The sequence below is a fragment of the Saccharothrix variisporea genome, from assembly GCF_003634995.1.
In the GTDB taxonomy this organism is placed as follows: domain Bacteria; phylum Actinomycetota; class Actinomycetes; order Mycobacteriales; family Pseudonocardiaceae; genus Actinosynnema; species Actinosynnema variisporeum.
Genome location: NZ_RBXR01000001.1, coordinates 5,295,938 through 5,310,130, shown reverse-complemented (window position 1 = coordinate 5,310,130; position 14,193 = coordinate 5,295,938). Strand labels below are relative to the sequence as shown.

The following is a 14,193-nucleotide window of genomic DNA, read 5'->3' as shown; positions in this document are numbered from 1 at the left end:
GGTGGCGTGAATGGCGTGAACTTCGTAAACACCGTTCACTGAGATCCCCGCCCGACCGTACGCCCGGTGAACACCGTTTACAACCCGATGGGGTGACATATGACCGAGGCCACGCGCCGCGAACGGCTTCGAGCCGAGACGGAGCGCGACATCCGGCGGCAGGCACGTAACCTGTTGGTGTCGCATGGGCGTGATGCTGTCACCCTCCGTGCCATCGCCCGGGAACTGGGCATCACCGCGCCCGCCCTCTACCGGTACTACGACTCGCGCGAAGACCTGCTCCGCCGGCTCGCCGACGACATCTGCACCGACCTCGCCGCCGACCTGGACGCCGACCTCGCCCTCGTCCCGCCCGACGACGTCACCGCCCAGGTCTACGCCGTGTGCCGCGGCTTCCGCCGCTGGGCGCTGGCGCACCCGCAGGAGTTCGCGCTCGTCTTCGCGAGCACCGAGGCCACCCTCGGCGTGTGCGAGCCGGACCAGCGCGAACAGGTCGGCGACCAGTTCGGCCGGATCTTCCTGGAGGTCGCCGGTCGGCTCATCGCGAGCCACCCGGTCCCCACCCCGCCGCACGCCGACGTGCCGGAGAGCCTGCACGCGGACCTGGAGGTCTTCCGCCAGGTGCTGCTCGACACCGTCGCCGCGCAGGGCGTCCCGGTGGACCCGGGGGTGCTGACCCTGGACGCCGTCTACCACATCACGCAGTCGTGGGTCCGCCTCTACGGCCACGTGGCCCTGGAGGTCTTCGGCCGCTTCCCGTTCGCCATCGGCAACCCCGAGCCCATGTTCGACTCGATGCTCGCCCAGATCCTGGCCGAGATGGGCTTCGCCGACTGACCGAAGGGCCGCCCTCCGCACGGGAGGACGGCCCTTCGGCGGTGCGACACCGCTCGGCGCTACAGCACCACGTTGACCAGGCGGCCCGGCACGACGATCACCTTGCGCGGCTCGCCCCCGCCGACCAGCTCGGCGACCTTCGGGTCGGCCAGGGCGGCGGCCTTCACCTCGTCCTGACCCGCCGACGCGGGCACGACCACGCGGGCCTTGACCTTGCCGTTGACCTGGATCGGGTACTCGACGGTGTCCTCCACCAGGTAGCGCTCGTCGGCCACCGGGAACGGCCCGTGCGCCAGCGACTCGGCGTGGCCCAGCTTCGACCACAGCTCCTCGGCCACGTGCGGGCACAGCGGGGCCAGCAGCAGCACCAGCGGCTCGGCGATCGCGCGCGGCGCGCCGCCCGGGTGGTGCTTGGTGACGTGGTTGTTCAGCTCGATCAGCTTCGCGCCCGCGGTGTTGTAACGCAGGTTCGCGTAGTCCTCGCGCACGCCCGCGATCGTCTTGTGCAGCAGCCGCAACGCTTCCTCGGTCGGCTCCTCGTCGGTGACCCGCAGCTCGCCGGTCTCCTCGTCGACCAGGTTGCGCCACAGGCGCTGCAAGAACCTTTGTGCGCCAACGACGTCCTTGGTCGCCCACGGGCGCGACACGTCCATCGGGCCCATGGACATCTCGTACAGCCGGAAGGTGTCCGCGCCGTACCGGTCGCACATGTCGTCCGGCGTCACGACGTTCTTCAGGCTCTTGCCCATCTTGCCGTACTCGCGCTTGACCTCTTCGCCCTCGAAGAAGTACTTGCCGTCGCGCTCCTCCACCTGCTCGGCGGGCACGTACACGCCCCGCGCGTCGGTGTAGGCGTACGCCTCGATGTAGCCCTGGTTGAACAGCCGCCGGTACGGCTCGTCACCGGACACGTGGCCCAGGTCGAACAGCACCTTCTGCCAGAACCGCGAGTACAGCAGGTGCAGCACCGCGTGCTCGACGCCGCCGATGTACAGGTCGACGCCGCCCGGGTCGTTCGCGCCGTGGTCCTCGGTGCGCGGCCCCAGCCAGTAGCGCTCGTTCTCCGCGTTGACGAACCGGCTGTCCTCGGTCGGGTCCACGTACCGCAGCTGGTACCAGCACGAGCCGGCCCAGTTCGGCATGGTGTTGGTCTCGCGCCGGTACTTCTTGCGGCCGTCGCCCAGGTCCAGCTCGACCTCGACCCAGTCCTCCGCGCGCGACAGCGGCGGCGACGGCTCGGAGTTCGCGTCGTCCGGGTCGAAGGTGCGCGGCGAGTAGTCGTCGACGTCCGGCAGCTCGATCGGCAGCATCGACTCCGGCACCGCGACCGGCACGCCGTCCTCGTCGTAGACGATCGGGAACGGCTCGCCCCAGTACCGCTGCCGGGAGAACAGCCAGTCGCGCAGCTTGTACTGGACGGTCCCCTCGCCGCGGCCCTGCTCCTCCAGCCACGCGATGATCGTCTTCTTGGCCTCGTCGACGTCCAGGCCGTCCAGGAAACCCGAGTTGATCGCCGGGCCGACACCGGTGAACGCCTCGCCGTCGAAGTCCGCGGGCGGCTGCACCGTGCGGATGATCGGCAGGTCGAACGCCTTGGCGAAGTCCCAGTCGCGCTGGTCCTGGCCGGGCACCGCCATGATCGCGCCGGTGCCGTAGCCCATCAGCACGTAGTCGGCGATGTAGACCGGGATCTCCTTGCCGTTCACCGGGTTCACGGCGTGCGCCCCGGTGAAGACGCCGGTCTTCTCCTTGTTCTCCTGGCGGTCCAGTTCGGACTTGCGGGACACCTCGCGCCGGTAGGCCTCGATCGCCTCGACGTGCTCGGGCGTCGCGATGACGTCCACCAGCGGGTGCTCGGGCGCCAGCACCATGTAGGTCGCGCCGAACAGCGTGTCCGGCCGGGTGGTGAACACCTCGATGTCCACTGTGTCCTGCGGGGCACCCGCACCCGGCACCGCACACGCGAACTTGACCCGCGCGCCGTGCGAGCGGCCGATCCAGTTGCGCTGCATCGACTTGACCTTCTCCGGCCAGTCCAGCCGGTCCAGGTCGTCGATCAGGCGGTCGGAGTAGGCGGTGATCCGCATCATCCACTGGCGCAGCGACCGGCGGAACACCGGGAAGTTGCCGCGCTCGCTGCGGCCGTCGGCGGTGACCTCCTCGTTGGCCAGCACCGTGCCCAGCCCCGGGCACCAGTTGACCGGCGCCTCGGACAGGTAGGCCAGGCGGTAGCCGCCCAGCACCTTCTGCTGCTCGGCGCGGCTCAGCTCGCCCCACGGCCGGCCGTCCGGCGTGGCCCGCTCGCCGCTCGCGAACTCGGCCTCCAGCTCGGCGATGGGCCGCGCCTTGCGCGCCTTGTCGTCGTACCAGGAGTTGAAGATCTGCAGGAAGATCCACTGGGTCCACTTGTAGTACGCCGGGTCGATCGTGGAGATGCGGCGGCGCTCGTCGTGGCCCAGGCCCACCCGGCGGATCTGCCGCAGGTAGGTCTGGATGTTGTCCTCGGTGGTCTTGCGGGGGTGCTGGCCGGTCTGCACGGCGTACTGCTCGGCGGGCAGGCCGAACGCGTCGAAGCCCATGGTGTGCAGCACGTTGCGACCGGTCATCCGGTGGAAGCGCGCGAACACGTCGGTGCCGATGAACCCCAGCGGGTGCCCGACGTGCAGCCCGGCACCGGACGGGTAGGGGAACATGTCCTGCACGAACAGCTTGTCCGCGGGCACGTCACCCTTGAGCGGCCCGACCGGGTTGGGGGCGTGGAACGTGCCCCGCTCCTCCCACTCCTGCTGCCACCGCCGTTCGATCTGCCCCGCCAGTGCGGCGGTGTAGCGGAAGGCGGGCGTCTCAGCCGCCGCGTCGGTGCTCATCTGGGTAGTCCCTTCCGGTTGCCGGCCCCTGACATGACGAAACCCCCCAGCCCTGATGGGCATGAGGGGTTGCCGCGCCGACCCTTCGTGCTGGGTCCGCGCGGCTAGATAAGGAGCAGGCGGGCCGTGCTCATGTGTCCACGGTATCAGCGGACCGCAAGCAGGATGAACCGGGTGAACTCCTCGGCGGCGAAGTTGTCGTCGCTGACCAGCACGACCGTGCGTTCGCCGGTGCGCAGGCGGGGTCCCCAGGCGAGGCCCTCGACGTTGTCGATCACCGGCAGCGGGAAGTCGGACAGGTCGGCCAGCAGGCGCTTGTGCACGGGCTTGTACTCGGCTTGGGCGAGGGAGGCGACGGTGGACACGTCGGTGGCGCCGTTCACGTTGATCTCGAACAGCCGCACCTTGTAGTCGGCGCCGGGCACCCAGGACCGTTCGATGGTCAGGTACCGGCCGGGGCGTTGCGGGTCGGCCAGGATGCCCGGCACGCCGGTGTCCGGGCCCCACGCTCCCGGCTCGGGCGTGGCGAACAGGGGTTCCAGCGGGTAGACGTGCTGGGCCAGCACCTCGCCGGTGCGGGTCTGGACGGTCAGGCGCGCGACCGAGCCGTGGTCGACGGTGGACTCCTCGCCGTCCTGGAGCATCGGCCCCTCGACGACGCTGGTCAGGCGCGTGCCGGTGCGGTCGAAGGCGATGGCCTCCAGCACCCGGTTGCCGCGCGGGCCGGCGTTGTCGGTGATCGCGTAGTTCGCGGGCAGGGGGAGTCGACCGGCGTGGGTGCCGTCGCGGTCGCTGCGCTCGATGGACGGCTGGATGGTCGTGGACCCCCGGTTGCCCTCCTGGCTCCACCAGTACTGGCCGGTCACCGGGTCGACGCGGACGTCCTCGGGGTCGACGGCGTTGGGCGGGTAGGGGACACCTTCGGGGTTCTTCAGCGTGCGGACGCCGGTGATCTCGACACCCTCCGTGTCGACGGTCGCCGTGTACACCCGGACGGGGTTGATGTTCGAGCGGTCGTCGCTGATCATCACGTACTCGCCGGTGCGCGGGTCGCGGTCGATGCCGGACAGGCCACCCACGGTGGTGCCGGCGTACTGGAGCTTGTGCGGCAGGACGTGGGCGGCGAGGAACCGCACGTCCGGCGTGGCGTGCGCGGTCGTCGCCTGGGCGGCCACCAGGGCGGCGGCGACGAAGAGTGAACGGATCATCACGCTTCGACACTGCCCCGTGGACGGGCGCCGGGGAAAGCGCACCTTCGGGTGGTCCCGTTCGGAGGACCTGGTTCGACCTTGATCGAAGGACGGGCCTACCCTCGACAGGGTGAACATCGTGCTGCTCGTGGTGCTGGGCTTGGTCGGCGTGGCGTTCGGGACGACCGGCGTGCTGGGCCTGCGCGGCCTGCTGCGCCGCAACCGCTTCTTCGGGGTCCGCACCGCGGCCACCCTCCGCGACGACGAGACCTTCGCGGTGGCCAACCGCGTGGCCGCCGTGCCGACCACCGTGGCCGGCGCGATCGCCCTGCTCACCGCCGCGGCGGTGCTCCTCAACCCGGGTACCGCGCTCGTCGTGGGCGTGCTGGGCCTGGTCGGCTCCCTGGTGATCGCCGCCGCCGGCGGCGTCCTGGCCCACCGCACCGCCGAGGCCATGCCCGCCCCGGAACCGGCCGGGTGCGGCGGCTGCGCGTGCGCCGGCGCGTGCGGCGTGCTCCAGCGCGCCTGACCCACCCGAGAGTTCACGGCCCGGACGCCCACCACCGTCCGGGCCGTTCCCGTGTTCCGGGTCAGTTGCGGCGGACGTCCATCGGGAACGTGGCCAGCAGGGCGGTCGGCATGCCCTGGCGGCGCAGGACCCGGCCCCACAGGTCCGTGTTCGGCGGGGTGAGCACGTCGTCGGGCAGGCCCGGGACGACGATCCAGTCGCCGCGGTCGATCTCGCCAGCCAGCTGGTCCTCGCCCCAGCCCGCGTAGCCCGCGAACACCCGCAGGCCGCGCACCTTCGGGACCAGGGCGTCCGGGTCCGAGTCGAGGTCCACCAGGGCGACCGGGCCGTGCACGCCGACCACGCCCTCCAAGGCGCTGTGGTCCTCGCCCGCCCGCAGCGCGGCCAGGCACAACGCCGTCTTCTGCTCCACCGGCCCACCGATGTACACCGCCTGCGGCCGGGACACGTGCGGGCCCCACGCGGGCAGGACGTCGTGCACCGCGACCTCGCTGGGCCGGTTCAGCACCACCCCCAGCGTGCCCTCGCCGCGGTGGTCGATGACGTAGACCACCGTGCGGCGGAAGTTCGAGTCGGTCAGGCTCGGTGCCGCGACCAGCAGGGAACCCGGTTCGACTTCGGCATCAGGTCGCACGAGCCCATGATCCCAGACGACGCAGATCACACCCGGAGCGGAACATCCGGGTTACCGTGTTCGTTGCAGTGACCGTCAGGTGCCATCGAGTCCCCCGGGCCCAACACAAACCGCCTTCGCGGAATACCGCACGGCTGGAGCCGCGAAGCGCAATCCGCCGAGAGGCGACCGGGCACCTGGCGCCAGGGAGGCCGGACCCACGGGTCCGGCCTTCGTGGCGTCCGGGGCACCCCCGGTTCCCCCCGCTGTTCACCCGAGCGGCCCACGACAGGGCATAGGCTCGGGGGGTGACCACTGCCGGGACGACCGCGGCGAAGCACCACCTCGGCATCCGGAAGCTCCTCGCCGTCGCGGACTTCCGCAGGTTGCTGGCGTCCCGGCTGGCGGCCCAGTGGGGTGACGGGCTGTTCCAGGCCGGTCTCGCGGGGGCGGTGCTGTTCAACCCCGAGCGGCACGCCGACCCGCTCGCCGTCGCCGCCGGGTTCGCCGTGCTGCTGCTCCCGTACTCCGTGGTCGGGCCGTTCGCGGGCGCCCTGCTGGACCGGTGGGACCGCCGCCGCGTCCTGGTCGTGGCCAACCTCACCCGGGGCGCGTTCATCCTGCTCACGGCCGCGGCCGTGGGGCTGGGCCTGGACGGTGTCCCGCTCTACGCGTCCGCCCTGTTCGTCACCGGGGTGAGCCGGTTCGTCGGGTCCGGTCTGTCCGCGGCCCTGCCGCACGTCGTGGACGACGACCACCTGGTCGAGGCCAACGCCTTCGTCACCACGCTGGGCGCGCTGACCGCCGTGCTGGGCGCGGGCTGCGCGGTCGGCCTGCGCCAGTTCCTCGGATCGGGTGACGGCGGGTCGGCCTGGACCACGGCCTTCGCCGTCGTCGGCTCGCTGACCGCCGCGTTCCTGGCCTCCCGGTTCGCGCGGGGCGTCCTGGGCCCGGACGAGGTCGACGAGCCGTCCCGCACGGTCACCGCCGTCGCGCTGGGCCTGGTGGACGGCGGACGGGCCGCGTGGCACGCGCCGAGCGTGTCGGCCGCCCTGCTCGCGCTGCTCGCCCACCGGGCCGCGTTCGGCATGTCGCTGCTGATCACGCTGCTGCTCATGCGCAACTCGTTCACCGACTTCGGCCCGTTCCGCGCCGGTCTGGCGGGCTTGGGCGAGGTCGCGGTCTTCGGCGGCGCGGGCATCCTGGTCGCGGGCCTGGTCACCGACCGGATCGTGGACGTGCTCGGCCGGCGCGGCACGATCTGCGGCGCGCTGGGCCTGGCCGCCGTGACCCAGGTCGGGCTCGGCCTGCCCATGCTGCTGCCCACCACGCTGGCCGCGTCGTTCCTGCTCACGTTCGCGGGCCAGGTGGTGAAGCTGTGCGTGGACGCGGCCGTGCAGCACGACATCGGCGACGAGGTGCGCGGCCGGGTGTTCGCGCTGTACGACACGCTGTTCAACGTCACGCAGGTGGCGGCGGTGGCGGTCGCCGCGGCGGTCGTCCCCCTGGACGGCCGATCGCCCGGCCTGGTCGCCGCGGCGACCGTCGCCTACCTGCTCGGCGTCGGTGGTTACCTAGCGCTCAACCGGCGCCATCAGACCCCGTAAGGAACCGGTAGCCGGATCATCCCCACTTCGTGCGCGTAGACCACCGCGGCCATGCGGTCGCGCAGGTTCAGCGCACGCAGGATCTCACCGACGACGACGCCCACCTGGCGTGGCGTCACCGCCAGCACGCGCGCGATCTCGTGGTCGGCCAACCCCCTGGCCAGACACCTGAGCACCGCCCGCTGCTGGTCGGTCAACGCGGCCAAGCCGTCCGCCCGAGTGCCCCCCTCTGTGGACAACCCCCAAGCGTTCATGCGACACCACCCCCAATGTGCGCCATCCCCCGACGCACACAGTCATGGTGTCGCAACCGACTGTCACTTGGCTAACGGAAAGCGGGTGATTGTTTCACCAGTCGTTCACCCGGGGACGTCGATGCCCTCGGACCGCGCCCACGCGAGCAGCTCCGCCACGGCCTCGTCGTGGTCCAGCGGACCCCGGTCCAGGCGCAGCTCCTTGAGGAACTTCCACGCCTTGCCGACCAGCGGCCCCGGCGGCAGGCCGAGCAGCTTCATGATCTCGTTGCCGTCGAGGTCGGGCCGGACGCGGCGCAGGTCCTCCTCGGCCGCGATCCGGGCGATGCGGCGCTCCAGCTCGTCGTAGGTGCGCTGGAGGGCGTTGGCCTTGCGCTTGTTGCGCGTGGTGCAGTCGGCGCGGACCAGCTTGTGCAGGCGGGGCAGCAGGTGCCCCGCGTCGGTGACGTACCGGCGCACCGCCGAGTCGGTCCACTCTCCGGAGCCGTAGCCGTGGAAGCGCAGGTGGAGGTACACCAGCTGGGAGACGTCCTCGACGACCTCCTTGGAGTACCGCAGCGCCCGCAAACGCTTGCGAGCCATCTTCGCGCCGACCACCTCGTGGTGGTGGAACGAGACGCCGCCGCCGTCCTCGAACTTGCGGGTGTCCGGCTTGCCGATGTCGTGCAGCAGCGCCGCCAGCCGCAGCACCAGGTCCGGCTCGGGCGTCTCCTCCAGGTCGATCGCCTGCTCCAGCACGACCAGCGAGTGGTGGTAGACGTCCTTGTGCTGGTGGTGCTCGTCGATCTCCAGCTTCATCGCGGGCAGCTCGGGCAGCACGACGTCGGCCAGCCCGGTCTCGACCATCAGCTCGATGCCGGCGCGCGGGAAAGCGCCGGTCAGCAGCTTGGACAGCTCGGCCTGCACCCGCTCGGGCGTGATCCGGGACAGCTCGCCGGCCATCGCGCGCATGGCCTCGACCACGCGGGGCGCGGGCCGGAACCCGAGCTGGGAGACGAACCGGGCCGCGCGCAGCATCCGCAGCGGGTCGTCGGAGAACGACTGCTCGGGCGTCGCGGGGGTGTCCAGGACCTTCGCGCCCAGCGCGGCCCGACCGCCGGTCGGGTCCACCAGCTCGCGCGCGACCAGGTCGAACGCCATCGCGTTGGCGGTGAAGTCGCGCCGGACCAGGTCGCCGTCGATGGTGTCGCCGAAGGTCACCTCGGGGTTGCGGGTCACGCCGTCGTAGGTGTCCGCGCGGAACGTGGTGATCTCCAGCGTCAGACCGCGCTTGGCCGCGCCGACCGTGCCGAACGCGATGCCCGTGTCCCACACCGCCTCGGCCCACCCGGACAGCAGCTTCTGCACCGCGGGCGGCCGGGCGTCGGTGGTGAAGTCGAGGTCGTAGGAGCCGGTCAGCCGGCCCAGCAGCGCGTCACGGACACTGCCGCCCACGAGGTAGAGCCGGTGACCCGCGGCGGCGAACCGCTCGGCCAGCTCGTCGGCGACGGGGAACGCGCTGAGCAGCTCCACGACGTCATCTGGGGACAGCTTCGATCCGGACACGAAAGCCAGCCTTCTATCACCGGGGGAATTCGGGACACCAAGTCAAGCACGTCAGGATACCGATTACCCAGGGCAATAGCGGGGTCACGACCGGTAATCAAGGGACGTGACTACCATCAGGTCATGCCCCACTCGTCCGGTCGCTCCGGCGGTCCCAAGCCGAGGCGTCGGAACCGACGTCGCGGCCGCCGCCTGAAGACGGTGGACGAGACGTCGGCGGGCGGCCTCGTGCTCGACCGCCTGCGCGGGGCGGCGGCGATCATCGGCCGGCTCGACCGGCGCGGCCGACTCCTGTGGTCGCTGCCGAAGGGCCACATCGAGGCCGGCGAGACCGCGGAGCAGACCGCGGTGCGCGAGGTCGCGGAGGAGACCGGTATCCATAGCAGGGTCCTGCGGCCCCTCGGCTCGATCGACTACTGGTTCGTCGCCGAGGACCGCCGGGTGCACAAGACCGTCCACCACTTCCTCCTCGAAGCGCTGGGCGGCGAGTTGTCCGACGAAGACGTGGAGGTCACCGAGGTGGCGTGGGTGCCCCTTGGCGAACTGGACGAGCGGCTCGCCTACGCCGACGAGCGGCGGCTGGTGCGCCGGGCCGTCGACCTGCTCGCCGGCTCCGAACTGCCCGACCTGGTCACCGCGACCCGCGACCTGCCGGCGGCCCGAGAACAGGCCGCACCCCGCGAGCCGGCCGCGCCGCTCGAGCGGGCCTTGCCGCGTGAACTGTCAGGGGCTCGTGAGATGATCGACTCGGGGGCCGGAGGCCACACGGCCGACGACGGGGTGGAGCGCGCGTGAAACGGCTGCTGTCCGCCCTCGCGGCGGCCGGACTCCTGCTCACCGGCTCGCCCGCCCTCGCCGCGCCGGTCGACGGCGGCCAGAGCGAAGGCCAGGTCGACGGCGCGCTGTCGCCGAAGCAGCCCGGACCGGCCGGTCGCATCCCGATCAAGCCCGCGCCCGCCACCCAGGTCTGGTCGACCCGCGCTCTGTCCAGCCAACCCGGCCAGAACGCGCCCGCCCGGCTCCGCCTGGACATCGAGGCGCTCACCCCGCGCGTGGTCACCGCCGACACCGAGTCCGTCACGGTCACCGGCAAGGTCGTCAACATCGGCGACCGCCCGCTGTTCGACCTGGAGCTGCGCCTGGAGCGCGGCAAGCCGCTGGAGTCCGAGGACGCCGTCCGCCGTGCCCTGCGCGAGCCCACCGACGCCGAGTGGATCCAGCCCTGGTTCACCCCGATCGTGGAGGAGCTGGGGGAGAACGAGAGCAAGCCGTTCACCCTCACCGTCCCGGTCCGCGGCACCGGCAACACCGCGCTGCAGATCGACCAGCCCGGCATCTACCCGATCCTGGCCAACATCAACGGCCGGCCGCAGGACGGCGGACGCGCCCGCCTGGTCGCGCTGAGCACCCTGCTGCCCGTGCTCGGCGTCCCCGGCGGCAGCCCGCTGGGCGCGCCCGCCAACCCGGCGAAGATCACCCTGCTGTGGCCGCTGGTGGACCGCCCGCGGATGGTCTCCGGCGGCCTGGAACCGGTGCTCGCCGACGACGAGCTGGCCGGGTCCCTCACGCTCGGCGGACGCCTGTACGGCCTGCTCATGGCCTACGAGTCCGCCCTGGACGGCCCGCTGGGACCGGCCGTGTGCCTGGCCGTGGACCCCGACCTGCTGCGGACGGTGTCCGCGATGGCCAAGGGCTACCAGGTGCGCGGGCAAGGCGCGGGCAAGGGCAGCGGCGCGGCGGAGCTGTGGCTGTCCCGGCTCAAGCTGCTGGCCGGCGGCCGGTGCGTGGTGGCCCTCCCGGACGCCGACGCCGACCTGGTCGCGCTGTCCCGCGCCCGGCTGACCGACCTGAGCGCGCTGGCCGGCAAGGGCGTGGACGTCGTGCGCCAGGTCCTCGACGTGCAGGCCCAGCCGGGCCTCGCGTGGCCCGAGGACGGCGTGGTGGACGAGCAGACGCTGGCCGACCTGACCGCGCAGGGCGTGACCTCGCTGGTGGTCGACCAGTCCGCGGTCGCGGGCACCCCCGGCACCGCCCCGGTCCGCCTCGAGGCAGGCGGCAAGCCGGTCACCGCCGTGCGGATCGACGACATGGTGTCCGACGCGCTGCGCGGCGGCCCCAACCAGGCCACCGCCGGCATCACGACCCCCGCCGAGAGCCGCCCGGTGTCGGTGCAGAACGCGCTGGCCGCGCTGGTCTACCGGACCGCGTTCCAGGCCGAGGGCCGCCACCTCGTGATCACGCCCCCGCGCCGCTGGAACGCGCCGACCGGCGAGGTCGACACGTTCCTGCAGACCACGAAGTCCCTGGTCGGCACCGGCTTCGCCACCCCGGTGGGCCTGCCGACGCTGCTCGGCGCCACCCCGCCCGAGCAGCGGGCGGCGCTGAGCTACCCGGTCGAGTCCGGCGCGCGGGAGGTCTCGCCCGCGGTCACCGCCGAGGTGTCCTCGACCTGGCAGCAGCTCCAGCAGCTGTTCGGGGCGATGGCCCAGCAGGACGCCCAGTCCACCAAGCCGAACGACCTGGTCGAGCCGTTGCGGTTGAACCTGCTCCGCGCGGTCTCCGGGTCGTGGCGCGGCAACGAGTCCGGCGCGCGGACCACCCTGGCCACCGGCCGGGAGCAGCTGGACGGCCTGCGCGGCCAGGTCACCGTGTCCGAGCCGAACGGCCCGATCCTGCTCGCCTCCGGCGACAGCCCGATCCCGGTGACCATCCGCAACCGGCTCGACGTGCGGGTCACCGTGCGCATCCTGGTCGAGGACACCCCGGGCATCGTCGTCGAGCAGCAGCCCGACGTGGTGCTGCCCGCGCGCGGCGACCGGCAGCTGACCGTGCCGGTCGAGGTGCTGCGCTCCGGCCGGTTCCCGGTGCACGTCCGGCTGACCACGCCGGACGGCGTCGAGCTGGGCGAACGGGCCCGGCTGGAGGTCTCCTCCTCGGCGTACGGGACCATCACCATCGTCATCACCGCCCTCGCGGGCGCGCTGCTCGTGCTGTTGTCCGCCCGGCGCATCTACCGGCGGGCGCGGGCGGCGAAGGCCGCGGCGGCGGTGCCGAGCCCAGCAGGCAGCCCCGAGCAGCCGGAAGCGGTCACGCCGGAGAGGTCGAGCGCGAGTTGAGCGGAACGAGCACGGTGGTCGAGCAGCAGAAGCCCCCGTCGGTGGCGCGTGCCTCCGGCTCGATGGCCATCGCCACGATCGTCAGCCGGGCCTCGGGCCTGCTGTCCAAGCTGATGTTGATCACGATCATCGGCGCGGGCACGCTCAACGACTCGTACCAGGCGGCCACCACGCTGCCGACGATGATCAACGAGCTGCTGCTGGGCGGCATCCTGACCTCCGTGGCAATCCCGCTGCTGGTGCGGGCCGAGAAGGAGGACGCCGACGGCGGCGAGTCCTACGCCCAGTGGCTGATCACGATGTCCGTGGTCGTGCTGGGCATCGGCACGGTCATCGCGGTGGCCTGCGCGCCGCTGCTGACGGCGATCTTCACCAGCGGCTCGGACGACGCCAACCCGGCGCTGGTGACCGCGTTCGCCTACCTGGTGCTGCCCGGGATCGTCTTCTACGGCCTGTCCGCGCTGATCGGCGCGATCCTCAACACCCGCCACGTGTTCGGCCTGCCCACCTGGGCGCCGGTGCTGAACAACGTGGTCGTGATCCTCACGCTCGGCGTGTACTGGCTCATGCCCGGCACCATCTCGCTCGACCCGGTCCACATGGGCGAGCCGAAGCTGCTGGTCCTGGGCTTGGGCACGATGCTCGGCGTGGGCGTGCAGGCGGCCGTGATGCTGCCCGCGATGAAGCGCACCGGCTTCCGGTTCCGCTGGCGGTGGGGCTGGGACCGGCGGCTCAAGGAGTTCGGCGGCCTGGCGTTCTGGGTGCTGCTGTACGTGGCGCTCGGCCTGGTCAGCATGGCCGTGCTGACCAACGTCGCCCTCAACTCCCAGGGCGCGCTGACGGCGTACAACTACCAGTGGCTGGTCGCCCAGGTGCCCTACGGCGTGCTGGGCGTGTCGCTGCTGACGGCGCTGATGCCGAAGATGTCCCGCGCGGCGGCGGCCCACGACACCGGGGCGCTCGTCGGTGACCTCGCGTTCGGCAACCGGATGTCGTCGATCCTGCTCATGCCGTTCAGCGCGCTCATGACGGTCGCGGGCGTGGCGATCGGCCTGGCGGTGTTCTCGCACGGCGCGTCCGGCCTGGTCGGCGGCGAGCGGATGGGCCAGGCCCTCGCGCTGTCGGCGTTCGGGCTGGTGCCTTACGCGATCACGCTGTTGCAGCTGCGGGTGTTCTACGCGTTGAAGGACGCGCGGACGCCCACGGTGATCCAGGCGATCATGGTCGTGGTCCGGATCGCGCTGCTGTACGGCTTCCTGGAGTTCGCGCCGCGCGAGAAGCTCGCCGTGGGCGTGTCGATCGCGATGTCGTTGAGCTTCGTCGTCGGGTGCCTGGTCGGGCAGTTGTGGTTGCGTATCCGGTTGGGCCGGCTGCGGACCGGGTACACGGCGTGGACGATCTGCCTGAGCGTGGTGGCGTCCGCCCTCGGTTTCGGGGTGGCGGCCGGTGCGGCGTGGCTCGCCGTCCGACTGCTGGGAACCGAAGGTCCGGTCGCCTCCGCCTGGGTGGAGATGACCGTGGTGACGATCGTGGGACTGCCGCTGAGCTTCCTGCTGATGGCGGTGTTCCGGGTACCCGAGGTGAAGCCCGTGGTGGACAGGATCAGCCGTCTGGTGCGGCGGCGGTGAGCGTGCC

Annotated in this window: 10 protein-coding genes and 1 pseudogene; 6 read left to right on the top strand and 5 right to left on the bottom strand. The window is 71.9% G+C overall.

Translation table 11 applies throughout. The annotated features are described in order from the left end of the window. Window positions 1–99 precede the first annotated feature (99 nt). Entirely contained in the window at window positions 100–837 is a 738-nt protein-coding gene (locus DFJ66_RS23945) for a TetR/AcrR family transcriptional regulator (RefSeq protein WP_121223970.1), read from the top strand. Window positions 838–896: 59 nt separating this feature from the next. Here DFJ66_RS23945 and leuS read toward each other — a convergent pair whose 3' ends face one another. Next, window positions 897–3,704: a leucine--tRNA ligase gene (gene leuS, locus DFJ66_RS23940; RefSeq protein WP_121223968.1), complete on the bottom strand. Its 2,808-nt coding sequence runs from the start codon at window positions 3,702–3,704 to the stop codon at window positions 897–899. Between the two features lie 146 nt (window positions 3,705–3,850). Beyond that, window positions 3,851–4,912 (bottom strand): esterase-like activity of phytase family protein, encoded by a 1,062-nt coding sequence (locus DFJ66_RS23935; protein WP_246029881.1) that lies wholly within the window; start codon window positions 4,910–4,912, stop codon window positions 3,851–3,853. 112 nt (window positions 4,913–5,024) lie between these two features. Between DFJ66_RS23935 and DFJ66_RS23930 the strand changes: the two genes are divergently transcribed. Next, window positions 5,025–5,423: an SdpI family protein gene (locus tag DFJ66_RS23930; RefSeq protein WP_121223964.1), complete on the top strand. Its 399-nt coding sequence runs from the start codon at window positions 5,025–5,027 to the stop codon at window positions 5,421–5,423. 61 nt (window positions 5,424–5,484) lie between these two features. On the opposite strand, the gene DFJ66_RS23925 is transcribed toward DFJ66_RS23930, so the two are convergent. Beyond that, window positions 5,485–6,057, bottom strand: a complete 573-nt coding sequence (locus DFJ66_RS23925) for a YqgE/AlgH family protein (RefSeq protein ID WP_121223962.1) — start codon at window positions 6,055–6,057, stop codon at window positions 5,485–5,487. A 287-nt stretch (window positions 6,058–6,344) separates the two neighbouring features. Between DFJ66_RS23925 and DFJ66_RS23920 the strand changes: the two genes are divergently transcribed. Beyond that, window positions 6,345–7,643, top strand: a complete 1,299-nt coding sequence (locus DFJ66_RS23920; RefSeq protein WP_121223960.1) for an MFS transporter — start codon at window positions 6,345–6,347, stop codon at window positions 7,641–7,643. On the opposite strand, the gene DFJ66_RS23915 is transcribed toward DFJ66_RS23920, so the two are convergent. Both DFJ66_RS23915 and DFJ66_RS23910 read right to left on the bottom strand, forming a co-directional pair. Then, entirely contained in the window at window positions 7,631–7,882 is a 252-nt protein-coding gene (locus DFJ66_RS23915) for a helix-turn-helix domain-containing protein (RefSeq protein ID WP_170199618.1), read from the bottom strand. The genes DFJ66_RS23920 and DFJ66_RS23915 overlap by 13 nt on opposite strands. 120 nt (window positions 7,883–8,002) lie before the next feature. Next, the gene (locus tag DFJ66_RS23910) at window positions 8,003–9,442 is read right to left on the bottom strand and encodes a CCA tRNA nucleotidyltransferase (RefSeq protein ID WP_121223956.1); all 1,440 of its coding nucleotides are present in this window, start codon (window positions 9,440–9,442) and stop codon (window positions 8,003–8,005) included. Between the two features lie 123 nt (window positions 9,443–9,565). Here DFJ66_RS23910 and DFJ66_RS23905 point away from each other — a divergent pair. The 3 genes and pseudogenes from DFJ66_RS23905 to murJ form a co-directional block, all read left to right on the top strand. Then, window positions 9,566–10,051 (top strand): annotated as a pseudogene (locus DFJ66_RS23905) (NUDIX hydrolase); the annotation flags it as partial. 182 nt (window positions 10,052–10,233) lie between these two features. Continuing rightward, window positions 10,234–12,558, top strand: a complete 2,325-nt coding sequence (locus DFJ66_RS23900; RefSeq protein WP_211351294.1) for a DUF6049 family protein — start codon at window positions 10,234–10,236, stop codon at window positions 12,556–12,558. Continuing rightward, window positions 12,555–14,186: a murein biosynthesis integral membrane protein MurJ gene (gene murJ, locus DFJ66_RS23895; RefSeq protein ID WP_121223954.1), complete on the top strand. Its 1,632-nt coding sequence runs from the start codon at window positions 12,555–12,557 to the stop codon at window positions 14,184–14,186. Before DFJ66_RS23900 ends, murJ begins: the two co-directional genes overlap by 4 nt. The last annotated feature ends 7 nt before the right edge of the window (window positions 14,187–14,193 follow it).